At 45.6% G+C, this 21,436-nt stretch carries 21 protein-coding genes; 19 read left to right on the top strand and 2 right to left on the bottom strand.

Annotated features, from left to right (window positions below):
• Nucleotides 1-111 precede the first annotated feature (111 nt).
• Complete coding sequence (locus NLX82_RS02415; RefSeq protein WP_075154396.1) at nucleotides 112-1,044, bottom strand: polysaccharide deacetylase family protein; 933 nt, start codon at nucleotides 1,042-1,044, stop codon at nucleotides 112-114.
• A 94-nt stretch (nucleotides 1,045-1,138) separates the two neighbouring features.
• Between NLX82_RS02415 and NLX82_RS02410 the strand changes: the two genes are divergently transcribed.
• The 15 genes from NLX82_RS02410 (at nucleotide 1,139) to spoIVA (ending at nucleotide 15,040) form a co-directional block, all read left to right on the top strand.
• On the top strand, nucleotides 1,139-1,516 hold the full coding sequence (locus NLX82_RS02410; RefSeq protein WP_023989191.1) for a hypothetical protein: 378 nt from the start codon (nucleotides 1,139-1,141) through the stop codon (nucleotides 1,514-1,516).
• Nucleotides 1,517-1,713: 197 nt separating this feature from the next.
• Nucleotides 1,714-2,328 (top strand): genetic competence negative regulator, encoded by a 615-nt coding sequence (locus NLX82_RS02405; RefSeq protein WP_013310751.1) that lies wholly within the window; start codon nucleotides 1,714-1,716, stop codon nucleotides 2,326-2,328.
• Between the two features lie 86 nt (nucleotides 2,329-2,414).
• Complete coding sequence (prsW, locus tag NLX82_RS02400; protein ID WP_023989190.1) at nucleotides 2,415-3,110, top strand: glutamic-type intramembrane protease PrsW; 696 nt, start codon at nucleotides 2,415-2,417, stop codon at nucleotides 3,108-3,110.
• Between the two features lie 264 nt (nucleotides 3,111-3,374).
• On the top strand, nucleotides 3,375-4,760 hold the full coding sequence (gene ypeB, locus NLX82_RS02395; protein ID WP_023989189.1) for a germination protein YpeB: 1,386 nt from the start codon (nucleotides 3,375-3,377) through the stop codon (nucleotides 4,758-4,760).
• Between the two features lie 165 nt (nucleotides 4,761-4,925).
• On the top strand, nucleotides 4,926-5,585 hold the full coding sequence (locus NLX82_RS02390; RefSeq protein WP_023989188.1) for a flagellar brake protein: 660 nt from the start codon (nucleotides 4,926-4,928) through the stop codon (nucleotides 5,583-5,585).
• Nucleotides 5,586-5,713: 128 nt separating this feature from the next.
• On the top strand, nucleotides 5,714-6,421 hold the full coding sequence (gene cmk / locus NLX82_RS02385; protein ID WP_023989187.1) for a (d)CMP kinase: 708 nt from the start codon (nucleotides 5,714-5,716) through the stop codon (nucleotides 6,419-6,421).
• Nucleotides 6,418-7,011, top strand: a complete 594-nt coding sequence (locus tag NLX82_RS02380) for a lysophospholipid acyltransferase family protein (protein WP_069079974.1) — start codon at nucleotides 6,418-6,420, stop codon at nucleotides 7,009-7,011. The genes cmk and NLX82_RS02380 overlap by 4 nt, the downstream gene beginning before the upstream one ends.
• Before the next feature lie 120 nt (nucleotides 7,012-7,131).
• Nucleotides 7,132-8,358: a 30S ribosomal protein S1 gene (gene rpsA, locus NLX82_RS02375; RefSeq protein WP_013371699.1), complete on the top strand. Its 1,227-nt coding sequence runs from the start codon at nucleotides 7,132-7,134 to the stop codon at nucleotides 8,356-8,358.
• A 147-nt stretch (nucleotides 8,359-8,505) separates the two neighbouring features.
• Nucleotides 8,506-9,828 carry a ribosome biogenesis GTPase Der gene (gene der / locus NLX82_RS02370; RefSeq protein WP_013310744.1) on the top strand — a complete coding sequence of 441 codons (1,323 nt, stop codon included), beginning with the start codon at nucleotides 8,506-8,508 and terminating at the stop codon, nucleotides 9,826-9,828.
• Between the two features lie 11 nt (nucleotides 9,829-9,839).
• Entirely contained in the window at nucleotides 9,840-10,448 is a 609-nt protein-coding gene (gene plsY / locus NLX82_RS02365) for a glycerol-3-phosphate 1-O-acyltransferase PlsY (protein WP_025723065.1), read from the top strand.
• Nucleotides 10,441-11,481: an NAD(P)H-dependent glycerol-3-phosphate dehydrogenase gene (locus tag NLX82_RS02360; RefSeq protein WP_023989185.1), complete on the top strand. Its 1,041-nt coding sequence runs from the start codon at nucleotides 10,441-10,443 to the stop codon at nucleotides 11,479-11,481. The genes plsY and NLX82_RS02360 overlap by 8 nt, the downstream gene beginning before the upstream one ends.
• A 165-nt stretch (nucleotides 11,482-11,646) precedes the next feature.
• Nucleotides 11,647-11,922, top strand: coding sequence for a stage VI sporulation protein F (locus NLX82_RS02355; protein WP_013310741.1), 276 nt, complete (start codon nucleotides 11,647-11,649; stop codon nucleotides 11,920-11,922).
• Between the two features lie 178 nt (nucleotides 11,923-12,100).
• A complete protein-coding gene (locus tag NLX82_RS02350; RefSeq protein WP_068941592.1) occupies nucleotides 12,101-12,751 on the top strand; it encodes a hypothetical protein in 651 nt (216 codons plus the stop codon).
• 39 nt (nucleotides 12,752-12,790) lie between these two features.
• The gene (locus NLX82_RS02345; RefSeq protein ID WP_028540631.1) at nucleotides 12,791-13,141 is read left to right on the top strand and encodes a 2Fe-2S iron-sulfur cluster-binding protein; all 351 of its coding nucleotides are present in this window, start codon (nucleotides 12,791-12,793) and stop codon (nucleotides 13,139-13,141) included.
• Nucleotides 13,142-13,561: 420 nt separating this feature from the next.
• A complete protein-coding gene (gene spoIVA, locus NLX82_RS02340; protein ID WP_023989182.1) occupies nucleotides 13,562-15,040 on the top strand; it encodes a stage IV sporulation protein A in 1,479 nt (492 codons plus the stop codon).
• A 331-nt stretch (nucleotides 15,041-15,371) separates the two neighbouring features.
• Here the strand turns inward: spoIVA and NLX82_RS02335 are convergent, their stop codons facing one another.
• A complete protein-coding gene (locus NLX82_RS02335; protein ID WP_023989180.1) occupies nucleotides 15,372-16,283 on the bottom strand; it encodes an MmyB family transcriptional regulator in 912 nt (303 codons plus the stop codon).
• A gap of 131 nt (nucleotides 16,284-16,414) precedes the next feature.
• On the opposite strand from NLX82_RS02335, the gene NLX82_RS02330 reads away from it, so the two are divergent.
• From NLX82_RS02330 to NLX82_RS02315, 4 genes are all read left to right on the top strand, one after another.
• The gene (locus tag NLX82_RS02330) at nucleotides 16,415-17,347 is read left to right on the top strand and encodes a zinc-binding dehydrogenase (RefSeq protein WP_028540632.1); all 933 of its coding nucleotides are present in this window, start codon (nucleotides 16,415-16,417) and stop codon (nucleotides 17,345-17,347) included.
• A 333-nt stretch (nucleotides 17,348-17,680) separates the two neighbouring features.
• Nucleotides 17,681-18,796, top strand: a complete 1,116-nt coding sequence (locus tag NLX82_RS02325) for a sugar ABC transporter substrate-binding protein (protein ID WP_013310735.1) — start codon at nucleotides 17,681-17,683, stop codon at nucleotides 18,794-18,796.
• A 66-nt stretch (nucleotides 18,797-18,862) separates the two neighbouring features.
• On the top strand, nucleotides 18,863-20,380 hold the full coding sequence (locus NLX82_RS02320) for a sugar ABC transporter ATP-binding protein (protein WP_254347450.1): 1,518 nt from the start codon (nucleotides 18,863-18,865) through the stop codon (nucleotides 20,378-20,380).
• Nucleotides 20,377-21,363, top strand: a complete 987-nt coding sequence (locus NLX82_RS02315; protein ID WP_013310733.1) for an ABC transporter permease — start codon at nucleotides 20,377-20,379, stop codon at nucleotides 21,361-21,363. Before NLX82_RS02320 ends, NLX82_RS02315 begins: the two co-directional genes overlap by 4 nt.
• Nucleotides 21,364-21,436 lie beyond the last annotated feature (73 nt).

Raw genomic sequence — 21,436 nt, 5'->3', positions numbered from 1 at the left:
GGTCAAGGCGCGTAATGATACGGTAAAGGCCTCCATCTCCGCATGAATAGCGGAGAATGGAGGCCTTTATTGCATCTTCTATAGTTAATCCGGAGTATACGCAAGTGTCTATTAGCTGGCAGGAACCTCAATGCCTTGCGGATCGACAAATTGGTAACCCTTTTGCTCAAGACGCGTCAATATACTGTCCAGCGCCTCAGCTGTCCATGGCAGTTCATGCATCAAAATATTGCTGCCTGGATGAAGTTGTTCTGTTACGTTTTTGAGGAGTGCCTCCGTTTTATTAGGCTGATACTTTTTCATTGTCCAGTCCAGAGAACCGACGGACCATGTCATGTATAGGAGACCGTTTTCCTTAGCGACCTTGCGACCTACGTCTCCGCCTGCACCATGAGGGGGACGGAAGAATACTGGGGCTTGTCCTGTAATGTCCTTAACAGCTTTTTGTACTGTTTCAATCTGTTTTTTGACCTCGGGCTCAGATTTATTCTTCAGCACGATGTGATCCCAGCTATGGTTGCCGATGGGCTGCCCACGGTCATGGATAAGCTTGAGCAACTCAGGATGCTCTTTTACACGGTAACCGTTTACGAAGAAAATTGCTTTCGCTTTGTGTTTGTCCAGTACATCTATGATTTTGTTAATCATGGCTGCTTCCTTAGGACCATCATCAAAGGTCAGTAACACGACTTTTTTTTCGGTACCTTGTTGGTTAGGGATTACATTGTAGGCTTTATCCAAGTGATACATTTTGTTATTGGTAGTTGCAGATGTTGCAGATGTCGCAGCTCCTGTTTCGTTGCTTTCGCTGGTTTTATCATTTTGTGCATTGGTTTTACCCGCTGAGTTATGATCATCACTGCCTGCTTGCTTACTGCTGCTTTTTGGGGAAGAGACGTTGCTCTGATCTTTAGCGCTGTTACTTGAGTCAGACGCTGCCGAATCCTGCTGGTTGCTTGTTGCCGCAGATTCCGGCTTGGTTGCAGTGCAAGCACTAAGCAGCAGACATGCGGTGAACAAAATGGCTGCTGTTTTTGTACCCATTATTTCATCTCACCTTCCTGTATTTTATACCGTATGAGTTTGTCACTACTGACGAACACTATGCTTGATTCTACCACAAAGGGAGGTTCTAATTGTGAAAACATCTTCATTTTTCCTGGGAATCGTCTTGGGCGCTGTCGCAAGCTCTTTGATCTCCCGCAACCGCAACATGTTGGGCTTATCTATGGACATGGGTGGAAAAAAAGGCGGCAATTTAGTGCAGAAAGCCCGTACTAAAATGATGGACGCGGCATTCCCCGGAATGGGCGAGATAACGCTCAATAAAGAAGACACCCATAAGGATCAAGACCATCATTTACAAACAGATAAAACCGCTCATAACGCCCATACTGCCAAGAACAAAGAAGAGAATATGAAGTTGATTAAAGACTTCATCAGCACAAGTCCCGATGTTAAACGTGAGGTCGAGCAAATTTTGAAAGAAACTCATACAGCCGTACCGGGATTGTAACCCAGAAACCTTTATTCCGAATCATTTTGCGGCTTTTTTGTAAAAGCCGTTCAAATGATTCTTTTTTTTATCTTTTTATTGCGTGCATTTACGATTATAAAATGATAACATGATTACATAGAACCATTTTCATCACAGGCATCATAATTGCATCATAATCTGTTAATAACACTCGGCTGCCAGGAGGAGGGTCCAGTATGAAAATAGAAAGATTAAGTCAGGACAAGATACGGATTTTCCTTACCTTTGACGATTTGAGCGAACGCGGTATTCAAAAAGACGATATGTGGCAAGAAATTCCAAGAGTTCATGAGCTGTTTACCGAAATGATGGATCAGGCATACAGTGAACTGGGCTTCGACGCCACGGGACCGTTAGCTGTCGAAGTCTTTGCGCTTCCTGCTCAAGGAATGGTTGTTATCGTCACCCGGGGAAAATATGACCATCAACAGTATGGTTCGGGTCCCGATGAGGAGCTTCCAGAAGAAGTCTACGAAATGGAAGTCACGCTGGAGCATAGCGATTCCATCGTTTACGCGTTTAGCGATTTCGAAGTTCTCATAGAAGCGGCTCATATGCTTCGTAGCAACACTACGGAAGCAGGTAAGCTGTATCATTATAGAGGAAAATGGATTCTGCATTTGGAACCAGAAGAAGTAGAGGAGTCCAAGCTTGCGGCTTTAATCGCGGTTCTTGCTGAATTTGGAGAAGGCTCATCCGTTACACCAGCTATGTTGGAAGAGTACGGCAAGCTGGTCATTCCTGAACAGGCAGTTGCTGTCATCTGCACTCATTTTGACAGCCGTTCTTGATTCGTTCTATTGAAAGTGATATCGAAGTGAATTTGTCGGCTCTGCGCTGAAAGCAGGGCCGACTCATTTTTATGGAGGGATGATCGGTGCTTCTGTTTTCGGTTTTAGCGGCAGCCACAGCGCCGGGTCTCGCCTTATTGATGTATTTTTACTTGAAGGACAGGTATGATTCGGAGCCACTGCACATGGTTATTAAAGTGTTTTTGCTCGGCTTTTTGGTGGTTCTTCCTGTCATGATTTTTCAACGCGGGCTGCTGCTTTGGCTAGGGGATCACACGTTAATCCAGGTATTCGGCATTTCAGCCGGAGTGGAAGAGTTTTTTAAATGGTTTCTGTTGTATCACATCATCTATAATCATACCGAGTTCGACGAGCCTTATGATGGTATTTTGTATGCAGCCGCAGTCTCACTCGGATTTGCAACGGTTGAAAATCTGTTATATGCCTGGGCGGGGCATGCTTCGATTAGCATGATGCTGATGCGATCATTGCTACCGGTATCCGGTCATGCGATGTTTGGCGTAATGATGGGCTACTACATGGGGAAGGCCAAGTTTTCAAAGGGCTTGAGGAGCAAATACATGTTGTTGCTGTCATTGGTGCTTCCATGGTTCTGGCACGGAGTATACGATTTGATTTTGACGAAATTTTCGCATGACTGGATCTGGTTTATCATTCCACTGATGGCATTTCTATGGTATGGGGGAATGGCGAAGATTAGTCGAGCCAATAACCGTTCTCCTTTTCGCTTGTTAAAGCGGGAAGAAAAGGTTAATATGTAACGAAATGGGACACACTGATCTGACAAACCTGTTAGAGAAAGAGGTGTCTTTTTTTGCGCATAAAAGTAAGAATTCATTGTAAAAGATGCGGGGAACGCTTTGTGCTAAGAGGACGCATAGAGCAAGGACAGATTCAGACCGGCTTTAAGCGCTGCATTTGCGATAACTGTGAGTTTATTGTTGAAGTCATGGAAAAGCATGCATAAGAGAGCTTTCTTCTTGTCACACTATCGGTAGTGTACTTGAAGAAAGGAGACTCCCAATATGTATAAGCGACTTAGTGCCGTATTGTTCCCGGTGGTTACCCTGATGATGATAGGAGCATTTGTGTGGGGTTATCAGCAAAGCCAGATGAGAAAAGAGGTGTCTCTTCAGGCAGATAACATGTCGATTAAAGCGGAAAATCAATACCAGCGTGCGTTTCACGATTTGTCGTTTCATATGGATCAGTTGCATTCTCAACTCGGTAACGCGGTTGCTGTCCATAACACTTCACACTCGATGCACCGCAAATGTTTGATGAACGTGTGGAGGATTGCAAGTGAGGCCCAAAATGAGGTTAATCAGTTGCCTCTCAATGTAATGCCTTTTAATCATGCCAAGGATTTGCTGTCACATCTATCCGCATTTTCGTATCAGACCGCTGTTCGTGATCTGGATCACGAGCCTTTAAACGAGAAAGAAATTTCGAACCTGAAAACGTTATATAACAATTCCAAAGAAATTTCGAAAAACATGCAGGAAGTGCAGCAAAAGGTCCTTAGTAAAAATTTGCGATGGATGGATGTAGATATGGCGGCAGGTTCTCAAACTGGGCCGAAGGACAATACCATTATTGATGGCTTTAAAACCGTGGACAAAAAGGTGGAAAACTACAAGGAGCTGGATTGGGGACCGTCTGTAGCCAGCATCTATGATAAACGCTCTGTGAAAAAATTGAGTCTCCCGGCAGTGAATGCAGAACAAATTAAACGAAATGCCGCTGAATTTACAGGAAAACCGGAAAGTCAGATTCGTGTGAACGAAAACGGTAAAGGAACGGAATGGGCATCTTATACAGCTACCCTGCTAAATAAGAAGCAACCCGTGGCCAGTATGGATTTCACGAAAAAAGGCGGCAAGCTTATTTCTTATCATGACATGAGGGCAGTAGGTCCTAAAAAAGCAACACGTAATGAAGCGATTCGCTATGCTAGTGAATACCTTGAACAAAAAGGTTACAAAGGAATGAAGCCAGTTGCATATGATGAAAGCGGGAATTTAGCTAACATTACATTTGCGAGCCAACAAGGGGACGTGATTATCTATCCAGAAAAAATCACAGTCAGATCAGGCCTTGATAACGGACAAGTGATCGGTTTTCAATCCAGTGATTATGTGTATGAGCATAGTCATCTCCGCCGCATTCCGCAAGCGAAATTGAATTTGAATGCAGCACGAGCAAAATTGAATCCTGAGTTTCGTGAAACTTACCACCGTAAAGCCTTAATTGAAAATGAACTTTCGAATGAAGTTCTGTGTTATGAATTTGGTGGTAAAATCAATGGTTCCGTTTACCGGATATACATTAACGCCAATACAGGGATGGAAGAAACGATTGAAGAGGTTAAAGATTCAGATGAACCTCAGGTTACTGCAAGTAATGCGTAGTTGATTACATGAAAATGAATCAATAGTCACTCTAAACCTCCTTCATGAAGGAGGTTTTTTGTGCTTTAGTCATAGCTCGAACAAATATAATGCTTAATATAGGCATAAAGTCGTGGTATTATATACCTTAATTAGAGCTTTTAATGGACAAGGATGGTGGATCATTTGTTTCCCAAAATTAATGATGTGTTATACATACAAGTGGCTGGTACTGACCATAAGGACGAGATTTTTGAATTTAAGTCTCGTATTGCGGAAGAGGAGTCACAGAACTTTCTAATTGAAATTCCTATGTCACAAACAAGTGGACACTTGAAAAAATTGTTTCTAGGGGAAGAGCTGTCTATATTTTTTATGAGCGAGGGAGGTATTAAAAATTATTTCAATACCCACGTTACGGGTTTTAAAGAGGATATCCTCCGGATGGTTCGCATCCACAAACCTGCTCCAGACAGCATCAGCAAAATTCAGCGCCGAAACTTTCTTCGGGTTAAGGCCAACTTGGAAATTGCGGTAAAGCATGGTGAGAACGAGTCCAGATTTGTAGCAGAGACGCATGATGTGGGAGGCGGAGGCGTTTCTTTTCAGACCCAGGGAGCTCATCATCTTGAAGAAGGAGAATCATTATCTTGCTGGATTTTGGTCCCTTATAAAAACGGAACTCAAGAGCATGTTCCGTTCCAATCTGAAATTGTACGTATTCAGCAGATGGAAAACGGCCGCAGACTCATTATGCTGAAATATGAGAAAATTGCTGATCAGGAGCGCCAAAAACTGATTAAATATTGTTTTGAACGGCAGCTGGAATTCCGGGAAAAATCTTAATCATCCGAAATTTTTCTTTTTTAGTAACCTGTCGCTTATTTTGCATCGCCTATAAATGTGTGGTATAATTTTCACGTCGCAGGCAATGCCTGCTTTTTTCTTGAGGTTAGGTTAGGAGGAATTCCCTGTTGGCAAGGCAACATGTATCTTCAAGTAACAAAATAAATGTAGCCATTGATGGACCTGCTGGTGCAGGGAAAAGTACAGTGGCCCGCCTGGTGGCGAAAGCACTTTCTTATGTATATGTAGATACCGGCGCCATGTACCGAGCAGCAACGTGGTACATGATGTGTAAGGAAATTCCTGCAGAAAATGTACAAAAAGTGCTTCAGCATGTACCTGAGCTGGTGATTGAATTAGTACCGGACCCCACAGGCCAAAAGGTTTATTGTAACGGGGAAGATGTAACCACTGTGATCCGTTCGATGGAAGTGACTAGCAACGTGTCACAGTATTCAAGTATTGCTGGTTTACGTACACGTTTGACTGAAAACCAGCGTGAAATGGCTGCACGCAAGGGTGTCGTTATGGATGGTCGCGATATTGGAACAACTGTACTTCCCGATGCGGAAGTCAAGGTGTTCATGACCGCAAGTGTTCAGGAACGTGCCTCTCGCCGTTTTAAAGAACTGAGCGAAACTGATGATATCACTCTGGAGCAGCTAGAACGTGACATTGCGGCACGTGACAAGCTTGACGAGGAGAGGGAGGTATCCCCGCTTCGTTGCAGTGAGGACGCCATCGTGCTCGATACGACCCATATGGGCATTCAGGATGTCGTTGATACGATCGTATCTTATTGCTTAACGGAGAAGGATGGAGAGATCAGCCAATGATATATACTGTATGCGCCAGTATTTTGCGTCTCATTTACCGCGTTCTGTTTAGACTTGAGGCGGTAGGCAGGGAAAATGTTCCTGCCGAGGGCGGAGTACTGTTGTGTTCTAATCATATTAGTAATCTTGACCCTCCTACAGTCGGTATTTTGTTGAAGCGAAAGGTTCACTTTATGGCAAAAGCCGAGCTGTTTAATGTTCCTGTACTAGGTCCACTAATTGGGAAACTGGGAGCTTTTCCAGTCAAACGCGGTGGTGTAAGTAAGGAATCCATTAAGCTGGCATTGAACATTTTGCGTGACGGTAAGGTTATGGGGATCTTTCCCGAAGGCTCCAGAGGAGCTGGGGGAATCGGTAAAAAGGGTGCTGCAAGCTTTGCGCTACGCAGTGGAGCGGCTGCCGTTCCGGTCGCCATCATTGGTGATTACAAGCTTTTCCGTAAAACGAAAGTGTTATACGGTAAACCTGTCAATTTGGACGCTTACCAAAAGGGTGCCGATATCGCAGGAGATCCGCTTGAACTGGCAACAGAAGCAATTATGTCTCGTATTCGCACGATGAAGGAAACGGGTAAGCCTACGAATAACTGAAAGGCTTGCATGAATTGTGTCTAAGCTCGGAAAACTAGAACAAAAGTTTATTTATGTTTTGAACTCTGCCATGCGCAGGTTTAAATAAATGGTTTTTTTTGAATTGAGGAGGGTATTGACATGTCGGAAGAAATTAAAAATCAAGAAGCTGCTGAAGCGGCAAATCAAGACGAGCTCGATCAAATCGTCTCCCTGAAAAAAGGTGACACCGTTAAGGGTACAATCGTGAAATTGGAAGATAACCAAGCGGTAGTAAGCATTGGATATAAATACGATGGAGTTATTCCAATTCGCGAGTTGTCTTCTGGTCTGGATAACGCAGAAGAAGCAGTACAAGTAGGCCAAGAGGTTGAAGCTAGAATTATCAGCATCGACGATGGCAAAGAAAAACTTGTTCTGTCCAAACGTGCAATCGACAGTGAAAATGCTTGGGAAAAGTTGGAGCAACTGTTCGAAAGCAAAGAAGTATTTGAAGTCGTTGTAAATGATGTCGTTAAAGGTGGCATCGTGGTAGACGTAGGTCTGCGCGGATTCATCCCTGCATCCATGGTAGAACGTCACTTCGTTGAAGATTTCAGTGATTACAAAGGCCGCACATTGCGTGTTGTTGTAAAAGAACTGGATCGTGAAAATAACAAAGTGATCCTTTCTCAAAAAGACGTTCTGGAAGCAGAATTCGAAGCCAACAAGCTTAAAGTAATGGCTGAGCTGAAAGAAGGCCAAGAAATCGTAGGTACGGTTCAACGTCTTACTCAGTTCGGAGCTTTCGTAGATGTTGGCGGCGTGGACGGTCTGGTTCACGTGTCTGAAATTGCTTGGACTCATGTCGATAAGCCTTCTGATGCAGTTTCTGAAGGAGATCAAGTGAAAGTAAAAGTCTTGAAAGTAGATCCTGAAAAAGGAAAAATCAGCCTGAGCATGAAAGCTGCACAGCCTGGTCCTTGGGAATCGGCTGCTGGACAATTCAACAACAATGACATCGTAACAGGTGTTGTAAAACGTCTGGTTAACTTCGGCGCATTCGTTGAAATCGCTCCTGGTGTGGAAGGTTTGGTTCATATTTCCCAAATTTCCCACAAACACATTGGAACTCCACAAGAAGTTCTGGAAGAAGGACAAGAAGTGAAAGTTAAAATTCTTGAAATGAATCCTTCCGAAAAACGTGTTAGCCTGAGCATTAAAGAAACTGAGGAAGCTCCTGAAGCTGCTCCTAAAGCAGAAAGAGCACCACGTGCATCTCGTGCACCTCGTGAGGAACTGAATAATCCTAACGTTTCCCTCAATAATTCCGGTCTGAGCATTACGCTCGGCGAGCGTTTTGGCGATAAGCTGAACAAATTTAAATGAGTTTAAATCAATACATTTTATAATAAGCATAACGTACACCATCGGCGGACCCAGAGGGTTCGCCGATTGTTGTTACGTGACCATATCGCCAATAGGTATGTTTTTTGCTATGATGATAGCGGAAGAATTGACAGGAGGAGTGAATTTATGGCAAGACCCGTTGTGGCTATCGTTGGTCGTCCGAATGTGGGTAAGTCCACTATTTTTAATCGGATTATCGGGGATCGTTTGTCCATCGTGGAAGATAAACCCGGAATCACTCGTGACCGTATATACGGTATATCGGAGTGGAATGGTAAATCCTTCAGTATTATTGACACCGGCGGCATTGAGATTGATGGTGAGGATGTCATTTTAAAATCCATCCGTATGCAGGCCGAACTTGCAATAGAAGAAGCAGATGTAATTGTATTCATGAGTGATGCGAAAGCAGGAATTACACAGTCAGATGAAGAGGTAGCTCAAATGCTATATCGTTCGGGTAAACCGATCATCGTAGCTGTCAACAAGGTGGACAACCTCAGTCGCGCCGATCTGATTTATGAGTTTTATTCTTATGGATTTGGTGATCCAATCGCTGTTTCTGGTAGTCATGGAACAGGGATAGGCGACTTGTTAGATGCCATTACGTCCAATTTGCCTGAGCTGGAAGAAGATCACTATGATGAAGACGTTATTCGTGTTGCCTTGATCGGCCGCCCAAATGTAGGTAAATCTTCACTGGTTAACGCCATTTTGGGAGAAGAACGGGTTATCGTTAGTGACATTGCAGGCACGACGCGTGATGCAATTGATACACCTTTTGAAAAAGACGGTCAAAAGTATGTGCTGATTGATACGGCAGGTATGCGTAAACGTGGTAAAGTTTATGAAACGACCGAAAAATATAGTGTAATGCGTGCCATGCGTGCCATTGAGCGTGCAGATGTTGTACTGGTCGTTATTAACGGCGAGGAAGGCATTATTGAGCAGGATAAGCACATTGCTGGCTATGCTTATGAAGCGGGTAAAGCATCGCTGTTTGTCGTTAACAAATGGGATGTCGTGGACAAGGACGATAAAACGATGCACCAGTTTGAAACGAAAATTCGCGATCACTTTCTGTTTATGACATATGCTCCGATTGTGTTCTTGTCTGCAAAAACGAAGCAACGCCTGCAAAAGCTGCTTCCTGTTGTACAGCATGTGGCGCAACAGCATGTGTTGCGTATTCAGACACATTTGCTGAATGATGTAATTTCCGATGCGGTTGCCATCAATCCTCCACCAACAGACAAGGGACGTCGTCTGCGCATTAACTATGTGACCCAGGTTGCTGTTAAGCCGCCTACGATGGTTGTATTCGTAAACGATCCAGAAATAATGCACTTCTCGTATGAGCGTTATCTGGAGAACAAAATTCGCGCCGCCTTCAATTTTGAAGGAACTCCAATTCGTATCTTTACACGGCGCAAGTCTGACGAAAGTTAGGAGCGAATAGGTTGATTTTACAAATCGTTGCCATCGTACTCAGTTACTTGCTTGGCTCTGTCAGCTTTAGTTTGCTGTATGGAAAATTAAAAGGAATCGACATTCGCCAGCATGGAAGCGGCAATGCCGGTGCGACGAATACGCTGCGTGTGCTTGGAAAAGGCCCAGCTATCCTGGTGCTGCTGCTGGACGTACTTAAAGGGGTTATTGCAGTGCTAATAGGGCACTGGTTAGGTGGACAATCATCCTGGGTACCGGGTTTGTGCGGCATTGCGGCGATTGCGGGCCATAACTGGCCGGTATATTTTCACTTCCGTGGAGGAAAAGGTATTGCGACTGCTATTGGTGTATTGGCATCGCTTGCCTTACTGCCCGCACTATATGCCGGAATCATTGCGATACTTGCAATCGTAATGACGCGTTACGTATCCTTGGGATCGCTCATTTTTGTCATTTTGACCCCCTGGATATTACTCGTGCTTGGTTATGCATGGCCGTTATTCTGGACGGCTCTAATCATTTGTCTGTTCGCTGTGTGGAGACACCGTACCAACATAGTCAAGCTGGTACGGGGGAATGAGAATAAGCTTGGCTCCAAAGGAGGAGATCGTCTTGTCTGAGAAAATAGCTGTGCTGGTCGCGGGGAGTTGGGGAACAGCCCTGGCTTCCGTTCTTGCGGCCAATAACAACAATGTCTCTGTCTGGACGAGAAACGAGCAGCAAGCAGCTGAAATCAATGAGAAGCATACGAATGAGCATTATTTACCAGGCTCCATTTTGTCTGATCGCATTTCAGCTACAACTGACATGCAGACTGCGGTATCTGGTGCTAGAGCAGTGATTATCGTATCTCCTTCGGCTGCTGCTCGTCAGGTAGCACGTAGTCTGAAAGCTCATTTTAGCAAGGATATGCTGGTAGTGCATGCCATTAAAGGTTTTGAAACTGAAACGCTTAAACGTATGTCCACGGTGATCTCGGAAGAACTGGAAGTCGCGGAGGGCGATATTGCCGTGCTGTCTGGTCCGAGTCATGCGGAAGAAGTGGTGAAGAAGTGTCCTACAACGGTCGTTGTAGCTTCCTCCAATGAGAAGGCTGCACAGGCCGCACAGGGGCTGTTCATGAACTCCTATTTCCGCGTCTATACAAACCGTGATTTGCTCGGCGTGGAACTGTCCGGGGCGCTAAAAAACATTATCGCATTGGGTGCGGGAATGTCAGACGGACTTGGTTTCGGTGATAATGCCAAAGCGGCTTTATTGACTCGTGGATTGGCTGAAATTACCCGTGCCGGAGTTGAGATGGGTGCTAATCCTTTAACCTTTGCCGGCCTGGCTGGTATTGGCGATCTAGTGGTCACTGCAACGAGTCGTCACAGTCGCAACTGGCGTGCAGGGTCCCTATTGGGACAGGGCCAGCAGCTTGATGCTGTGCTAGAATCGATGGGCATGGTCGTAGAAGGTATTCGAACGACAAAAGCTGCATACGCCATCTCTCAAAAATTAGGTGTTCAGATGCCTATTACAGAGGTGCTGTATGGAGTACTGTTTGAAGGACGTGACGTCCGTAAGGCCGTTGAGGCGCTGATGGGTCGCGATCCTAAGACCGAGATGGAAGTCATGCCACTTCAAACTTGGGAGCAATGGCATTCTTAAGGGTCGGATGAGCTTTAATAATATAAAGGCTGTCTCATGGTAGATTTTTTCTATAATGAGATAGCCTTTTTTAGTTAGGCGTTTGGCATGTCTTATGTACGCTTAATCACCTTTTGTCTCCGCCACTCATAGACTGAGTTGAGCAATGGCGGAGGAGGGGAGATTGTGAATAAAAACTTTCCGAAAGATGCATTGAAGGCCATTAACAAAAAAGGTGGCAAAAACATATCCGAAAATGCAGTGAAAAAGCTGGCAGGCACGGTAAAGGCGGACACGCTTCAAAGCGAAGCGCAACTGCGTCAGCTTATCAAGCAGGTGTCTGCGATGGCCAACATTCCGGTGTCGGAAGATACAGTAAGGGATATCGTTGGTGCCGTCAAAAAGAGCGGAATGAATCCTTCCAATATGGAAGCGTTGATGAAAATGATGATGAAAAAATAGACCGCTGGCCGCACGCCGGTTAGTATTATTCACCGTGAACCGGGAAGGTTCGCGGTTTTTTTTATATTTTGGAGCAGCTAACCTCTTTTTCAGTACACAAAATATCGAACTGCCCTGTCGAACATGTTATAATGATGCCCATCAGGAAACGGAAGGAAAGACAGCAAAGGAGGAAACGATGTTGAAGGAGGCAATATCATCAGTGTTAGTAGACAGGCTTCCTCACAATCTGGCAGTTGCGCTGAGTAGCTTGGCTGAGAGCTGGTCAAAAGTGTCGGTTCCGTGGATGCTGGGGGGGAGCTGTTCACTACTTGTGCAAGAAGTTGAACTGGATCGCCTGCCTCGGGACATTGATATTTATGCGGATATTCATGCTGCAAAGCAGCTCCATGCGCACCCCCTGGGTATGAGTATAGATCGACAGCAGGTTGACCGTAGCGGCTCTTACGTTTCATTGCTGAGCCACTATGACTTGGAGGGTTTTCCAGTCGAGTTGGTGGGGGGATTTGAGGTATTATGTGGCGGAGCGTTATACCGCTTAGAGATTGAGCGACTACTTTGGTCGGCTGGGGTTCAGCTTGAGCTGGGGAGTGCTTCACTGCGTCTGATGCCGCTCAGTCATGAACTTTTATTCAATATATTGCGAAATCGACCCGACCGATATAAAGCGATTGCAGATGTTATGAAGCGCGACCCGCGACGTCATATCATTGTACTGAAGCAGCTACTAGTCAGTAATATTTGGAATGAGGAGCAATTGGACAAGCTTGCAGAACTTCTGCCTTGGCCCGAGTTGCATTCCGTCATCCTGATGGGCAATGAAGTATAAGCTGTGTGTGTTAGGAGAAAGACGAATGGAGGACCGTTCATGAATGTGCAGATTATGTTCAAGCCGTCAGGCAGGCGCGTACAGGTCGGTCAGGGTACGTCATTGCTTCAGGCTGCCCGTAAAGCGGGTGTATATATTCCCACTCGTTGTGACGGAAAAGCAGCCTGTCTGATGTGTAAGGTACAGATATCACCGGAATGGGCTGAATTCGCAGGCCAACCCAGCGATGCAGAGCAGCGTAAGCTGGGACCTTTACTGGATGAAGGAATACGCTTATCCTGCCAGGCGCGTGTCCAAGGCGATATGCAGGTAACCGTACCGGAGGATAGGCTTAAGGCGGCTATCAGGCGGCAACTGGAGCGTCAGGCGATGGATGATGAACTGTGGTAATGCCGATTATATCAGGAGAATAAAAAAGGATGGTTTCCGACGACTCTAAACGGTCAGGAGAAACATCCTTTTTTTATTTAGTCTAGCGACGAAGTCATGGGAGAGTCTTGCCCCGCATATATTAGGTGAGTGGACCCAAACGTAAAATATCGTTTCTGCAATGATCGCTGTGTCGTAATCTATTTTTTAAAAAACTAAACATATTTTACGGAGGGGATACATATGATGGTATCAGTCCAAATGCATGTACGAGTTTACGCCGTTTCGCCGATTCCATCAGTCTCCTGAATCTCGGCGGCGGACGACTTCCGGGCATTTTAAAGGCTGTTCTGCCGCATCTGGGATCAAGCAGTTGGTTGAACACGAAGCGGATGCTCTTTAAGCATTTTTCCTTCGGAGACTTTTGAGGAGGGGATTTCAATGGAGAAAGTGGACATTTTTAAAGACATTGCCGAACGCACCGGAGGAGACATTTATCTTGGGGTCGTCGGCGCAGTCCGAACAGGAAAATCAACGTTTATCAAGCGGTTTATGGAGACGATTGTTCTGCCGAACATTACAAGTGAGGCGGACCGTGCCCGCGCCGTAGACGAGTTGCCGCAAAGTGCGGCAGGCAAGACGATCATGACGACGGAGCCTAAATTTGTACCGAATAATGCCGTCCAGATCAAAGTAACGGAAGGACTGGACGTGAATGTACGTCTGGTTGACTGTGTAGGATATGCAGTAGAAGGAGCAAAAGGGTACGAGGATGAAAATGGTCCGAGGATGATCTCCACACCATGGTTCGAAGAACCCATTCCTTTTCAGGAAGCGGCGGAAATTGGTACACGCAAGGTTATTCAGGAGCATTCGACGCTCGGTGTGGTAGTCACTACAGACGGCACGATTGCGGAAATCCCGCGCAGCTCTTATGTAGAGTCGGAGGAACGCGTCATTGAGGAGTTGAAGGAAGTTGGCAAGCCATTTGTTTTGGTTATCAACTCCACGCATCCGCGCAGTGATGAAACACTCCAGCTTCGCAGTGAGCTGGCTGCCAAGTACGATATACCAGTTATGACACTCAGCGCGGCGACTATGACGGAAGATGATGTTACAGGCGTACTTCGTGAAGTATTGTATGAATTTCCGGTGCATGAGGTGAATGTAAACCTGCCGAGCTGGGTCATGGTACTGAACGAAGAGCACTGGCTGCGTAGCAATTATGAAAATTCCGTTCGCGATACGGTTAAAGATATTCGACGTCTGCGTGATGTAGATCGAGTGGTTGGCCAGTTTATGGAATATGAATTCATCGACAGGGCCGGATTGAGCGGGATGAATATGGGGCAGGGCGTAGCTGAAATTGATCTGTATGCTCCCGATGAGCTATATGACCAGATTTTGGTCGAAGTCGTCGGGGTAGAGATTCGCGGCAAGGATCATTTGCTGCAAATGATGCAGGATTTTGCCCATGCCAAACGGGAGTACGACCGCTTCGCCGAGGCGCTGGAAATGGTCAAGACAACGGGATATGGCATTGCAGCGCCGTCGTTGTCCGAAATGGCACTAGACGATCCGCAGTTGATTCGTCAGGGCACAAGGTTTGGTGTGCGGCTCAAGGCAACAGCACCTTCTATACACATGATCCGTGTGGATGTGGAATCGGAATTTGCTCCGATTATCGGAACAGAGAAGCAAAGTGAGGAGCTTATGCGCTATCTGATGCAGGATTTTGAGAATGACCCAATCAAAATTTGGGAGTCAGACATTTTCGGACGTTCGCTGCATTCCATTGTACGGGAAGGCATTCAGGGTAAAATCGCTATGATGCCGGACAATGCACGCTATAAGCTGCAGGAAACGCTGGGTCGTATCATTAATGAAGGCTCCGGCGGTCTCATTGCTATTATTCTTTAAGGCTAAGCCACACCCAAAAAAATGTATAAGAGAAATACCGTGGAGAGCAATTGGCTCTCTATGGTTCGCAAAAACAAAATATTAGACTGACCTCTAAAACCAGACAGGGGTAGCCATGGACGAGAAAATAAAGTCCTAGACTACCTCTGTTTTTATTGAGCTTTTCGTTTCTCCTAGCGGGATTTAGGTTCAAATGTAACAATCCGATTAATGAGTTTCACAACGTGATTACCCTGGTAGTCATTTTCATATTTGGTCTCTTTCAACGTAGCACCGAGGCTTATTTAATTTGCAATGAACGATTCTTATAATCGATATAGCAATTGACTGGCTATTTATTAAAAGCGTTGTTCTGGCATTCGGCAGGACACCCCAAATATTCAAATACTCTGCGTCCAGGTTCGTCAATCGGTAAGTACACTTCAATTCCAGGATACATGTGGCTGCTTACAGAAAGATGAATTTGCTTGTAGCGAATGGGGGCTAAATCGGCCATGGCTCCCATTCTGGCCAAAATGATTTTAGAGTGCTCAACTTCATTTGATGAGTCCTTTGGCTGCATACTCCAATATTTATTAAGATCGTCGTATTTTCGAAATCTGTCAATTAACTTTTTATACCAATGGTCGTATCGGGAAAACATGTTATATCTTTTGAAAGCTTGTATCCCGTAAATAGCATGAGACTCCCACTCTTCGAACGACTCAGCATCGAAGGTAGAACGGGGACGAATGGAAAAATCGGAGTTAAAATGAAAATCAACTTTATTCAGTTTTCCATTCATAAAAGAATCGGAGGGGATATCAAATAAATGGCGAAACGGCTCATTTAACCCCTTGATATCTAAGGTATGAGTAACGATCATTGCCGGAAATGGCAAATTACTCATGATCTGCTGCGCTTGCTCCAGAGCCAGCTCCAGAGACCGTCCCTCCAATTCGTAATGGATCGGAAGATAATCAGCGGCGAGGAGAAGATCATTGCGCTCATCTGAAGTGCACTCCAGATACTCAGCAATATGGATCATCGTTTGCCGATCCGGTATTCGACGAGACCGTCCAACCAATAGATTTTTATACGTAGGACATGCCTCATCATTAAGCTCCTGCTGAGTAAATCGTTTCAATAACGGGTGAGATAGCTCAGTATATTCCCGTTGACGTTTCATGCGAACAGCTTCAATCTCTCCCAATACGATTTTTAATGTTTTATATTGGAAGTCCTCGTCCTTGTGCATGGTCATCCTTTTTCAATCCTTTTCATAATGAGGTGTAGTTCTACACTTGGTGCAGATGATTCCCTACAGTATACTACATTGTGAAAAAGGTGAGCTATTTACAAGAGGTTCTCAATGATAATCATGGAGGAGATCGTATGGTTCGTGCAATTGTAACAGATCCGTTTGCTTCAGGATTTTTCGCGATAAAGGAAGTTGCCGCCCCACAGGCCCAGCCTTGGGAAGCGATCGTTCAAGTACAGGCCTTCTCTCTTAATCGGGGTGAAGTTGTAGATGCAAGGAATAATGGAAGACAGATCAGACCAGGCTGGGATTTTGCTGGGATCGTCATCGAGCAGGCCAAAGATGGCACGGGTCCGAAACAAGGAAGCCGTGTGGTAGGCCTTCTCCCAATGGGAGCATGGGCCGAACAAGTTGCTGCCCCTACTTCATTACTGGCTGAATTTCCCGATGATATTACCTTCGCCCAGGCTGCTACTTTACCGGTAGCCGGTCTGTCAGCGCTCTATACGCTTAGAAAAGGAGGAATGCTGCTCGGTAAGCGAATATTGATAACTGGCTCGACTGGCGGAGTGGGGATTTTTGCACACCAGCTAGCAGCGCAATCAGGAGCTTTTACAGTAGGTGTAGCCAGAACCAAGGGAAAAGCTCTACTTGTTCAAGAGGCTGGTGCTAATGAGGTTATCGTTGGAGATACGGCGATTTCATCGGTTGATACATTTGGACCTTATCATCTAATTTTGGATTCAGTAGGTGGTGATACGCTAGCTGCATTACTACCTCAGCTTGTGCCAGAAGGGATTTGTGTATCCATGGGACATTCGTCCTCACCTTACGCAACGATTAATATCAGGGGCTTAGGTGGTAGGACCTTGTACAGCTTCTTTCTAGGAGAGGAGATAAATCGCTATTCGCCAGCGGAAGATCTGAAATTACTAGGTGAGCTTGTTTCAAAAGGCCAGTTAGTACCAAGGATCGAAGTGGAGGCATCGTGGAAGGAAATTGGAACTATTGCCCAACAACTGATAGATCGGAAGTTTTCTGGTAAAGCAGTGCTCCAAATAAGTTAGATGGGAGCGTCCTCATATTGAAAATGACAAGGAGATTGTATCTCCAGGCTAGTCTCCGCTCATGATGTTCACATTTTAAGCATAAGCAAAAATCGATCCTGTGGCGTACCCTGTCAAGTAGAGAACTAAAAAGACACCTCTATGCAGCAACCGTTCCCCGTTATTCAATCGGGGGCGGTTGTTTAATTTTTTTGTGGAATTGTCGTATTTTGTCATATGTAGTCGGAATTTTTTCTATATTTCATAAAACCTATTTACATACTTGGTTTAAAGCGATATATTAAGTATCAAATTTGAATTATTTTGTGGATTGAACGAGGGGGAAATGAAATCATGAATATCCAAAAAGAGCTCCAAAGAAACAAAAAGCTAGGGCTGGGGGCTATCATGCTACTGGTGCTGGTTTTGCTGGTCACTGCATGTGGCGTGCCGAAGACAGAGAGCGGCACTCAAGGGACAAGCACTGCAGGATCGAATACAACAAACGGAAAAACGGACAATTTAAATCTAAAGGGTAAACGGGTTGCGTTGATCATGGAGTTTAACACGGGCACATTTTCGCAACAGTATGTTCAAGGTGTGGAAGAGGAAGTTAAGAAATTTGGCGGTACGCTGACTAAGTTTGTGGCAGATAACGATAAGGCTAAAATGGCTTCTCTGCTTGATAGTGCGATTAACCAGCAATTTGATGTCATTTTGACTGATCACGGTGATGCATTGCTGGAGACAGGGCTGAAAAAAGCAATTTCCCGCAATATTCCGGTTATCGTGTTTGATGCTGCCGTCAATGTTCCGGGTGCGGTAGTGCTCTCACAGGATGACCAAAGCATGGCTGAGCTGACGCTGGAGCAAATGAAAAAGGATATCGGTGGCAAAGGCAACATTGTGAAAGTATGGGTTGCCGGATTTGCACCGATGGAACGTCGTCAGGTTGCTTATGGTGCATTTTTGAAATCCAATCCAGATATTAAAGAAATTGCGACTTTTGGTTCGGCTCAGAATCCTGCGTTGGATACGCAAGCCAAAATGGAAGCTGTATTAAAGCAATATCCTAAGGGCGAAATTACAGCCGTCTGGGCGGCGTGGGATGAGTTTGCCAAAGGTGCAGCCCGTGCCATCCAACAAGCGGGACGTACGGAAATTAAAGTCTACGGCATTGACATGAGCGACGAGGACTTGCAAATGATCCAGGACCCGAAAAATCCTTGGGTGGCCTCGGCAGCCGTAGATCCAACAGATATCGGGCGCGTACAAGTGCGCTATGCATATCAGAAGTTGCATGGGGATAATCCGGAGGAGAAAGTTGTACTGAAGGCTGTATATGTGCAACGCGAAGCGCTGCCAGATAAGCAAATTTCCACATCCGAGCTGTCCCAATATGTGAAGGGATGGGGCCAAAGCGAGCAGGGCTATAAGGATTGGATGAAGGAATATGAAACGTCCAAATAAAATGTTTGCATAACGCAAAGGCGCGCTTCGGCGCGCTTTTATCATAAGCAGGCGTGAGGGGGCACCATGAGTTCACAAGTATATACATTGGAAATGAAAAAAATCAGCAAACAGTTTGCTGGTGTAGATGCGCTGCGAGCCGTGGATTTTACGGTGCAGGGTGGCGAAATTCACGCTCTGCTGGGCGCCAACGGGGCAGGGAAAAGCACATTGATGAAGATTTTGTCCGGTGCGTATCGTTCCGATCAGGGAGCTATCGTAGTTGGTGGGAAGGAACTGAACATTAGTTCACCGTGGGAGGCCAAAAGAGCGGGAATTCACTGTGTGTATCAGGAGGTCGATTCAGCGCTTGTACCTCAGTTAACTGTCGCTGAAAATATTGTAATGGACGATTTGTCTGCACCTGATGGTCGATGGTGGGCTGCACCGGGTTCTATGCGCAGACGAGCGCGTGAGGCATTAGCACGTCTGGAGGTAGATATTGACGTAAGACGATATGTGTCTGAATTGACGTTGGCAGAAAAACAGCTTGTGCTTATTGCACGCATTCTGACACAGCAAGCAAATACCATCATTTTTGATGAGCCTACGGCGCCGCTCAGCGAGGAAGAAACGCGACGTTTGTTCCGCACAATCCATACACTCAAGGATGAGGGAGTTGCATGTATCCTCATCACACACCGATTGCCGGAGGTTATCGAACACAGTGACCATGTTACGGTGATGCGTGATGGTGAGCGCGTGTTCACGGGGCCTGCCTCTGATTTAAGTGTAGGCGACATCGTTACGCATATGCTTGGGAAAACATTTGAAGAGGAGTTCCCAAAAACAGAGGTACCGATTGGTGAAACGGTATTGGAAGCGAAAGGGCTTCACAAAGGATTACGAGTGCACGGCATTGATTTACAAGTCCGATGTGGTGAAATTCTCTCTATTGTGGGTTTGGTTGGTGCAGGCAAGACAGAGCTGTCACGACTTCTTACAGGAGCAGACAAGCCGGATAAGGGAGAGTTGACCTTTAAAGGTCGCTCCATTCGATTGAGAGAGCCAGCGGACGCGGTAGCTCAAGGAATTGTGTCCATACCCGAGGAGCGGCGTAAGCAGGGGGTGTTAATTGAGGAGAGTGTGGAAAGAAACCTCAGCCTTCCGCTTTTGGGCAAACTGAGTGTCCTTGGTTTCATCAGTCGGCGTAAAGAACGAAATAACGGTAATGGAATTGTCGCCTCTCTCGGTATTAAGACGCCATCGCTCCGCCAGAATGTTAAATATTTAAGTGGTGGGAATCAGCAAAAAGTTGCGATTGGGAAATGGTTGCATTCTGGAGCGGATGTATTTGTTTTTGACGAGCCAACCAAGGGTGTAGATATAGGGGCAAAAAGTGATATTTTCCGTATCATTGGCGAGTTGGCGGAGCAAGGAAAAGCGATCATTTATCTAACCTGTGAATTTGCTGAAGGGATTGGCATTGGTGATCGGATTGCAGTGATGTATGATGGAAAAATTATAAAGGAATTTGCGCGGGGCGAAGTGGAACAGGAACAGCTTCTGTTGTATGCCAGCGGCGGTGAAGAGGTGCATTCATGAAGGAAAAATGGTTAAACGTCTCATTTCGTTACGGTGCCGTAGTTGTCATTATAGGTGTGTTAGCGTTTTTTTCATCTACATTACCTTATTTCTGGACGTATGATAATTTAATGGACATTCTTGGCTCAATTGCCATTGTGACTTTCGTTGCCATTGGTGTGACGTTGTCACTTATTGTGGACGGTTTTGACCTATCGGTGGGAGCTACAGTATCTTTGACAACGGTCGTTTCAGCTTCTTTGATGGTCTGGTATGAGCAGCCTGTTGCGGTGGTCATTATTGTGTCTCTGGTTGTCGGTGCTTTGGTAGGACTGTTGAATTCATTACTGATTATTAAACTGCGTATTCCTGATTTGCTCGCAACCCTTGCAATCATGTATATTGTAAGCGGGATTCACAAAACGTACGCCCAGGGCTATACCATATACAATCATATGCAGTTTCCCGATGGCAGCAAGGCGCCGGGGGAGATATCTCCTGCATTTCTTTTGCTGGGGCAAGGTAAATGGTTGGGTATCCCGATTTCAGTTATTTTACTGTTGCTGGCTGTGGCAGCGGTGCATGTTTTCTTGACCTATACAAAGCATGGGCGTCAAATGTATGTAACGGGTGGAAATGAGGAAGCTGCTCGTCTGTCAGGCATACGGGTAAAAAAAGTCCGTACTCTGGCCTATGTTGCTTCAGGCGTATTTGCGGCGATTGCCGGTATTTTGTATGCCTCGCGAGTAGGCTCAGGCCAAATTGACGCGGGTTCCCCCTTGCTGATGGAGGCGGTAGCTGCAGTATTCGTCGGTTTTTCGGTCTTTGGTGCTGGTAAACCCAATGTCATTGGTACATTTATTGGTGCAGTGTTGATCGGTGTGTTGGTTAATGGACTAACGATGATGAATGTGCAATATTTTGCCCATGATATTGTCAAAGGAGTAGTGCTGGTACTTGCGCTGGCCGTTACTTTTTACGTGTTAAACCGTCGTCGTACTTGAAATTGTCTGTGGACTGTATTACTATAAACCTTGTTCCACGCAAGAAGGGTGCCATAAAACGCCAGTTTCGGCC

The sequence above is a fragment of the Paenibacillus sp. A3M_27_13 genome (genome assembly GCF_024213315.1).
Lineage (GTDB): Bacteria > Bacillota > Bacilli > Paenibacillales > Paenibacillaceae > Paenibacillus > Paenibacillus polymyxa_B.
Note: the sequence above shows the minus strand (reverse complement) of the source record. Positions and strands in the feature narration are given on the sequence as shown.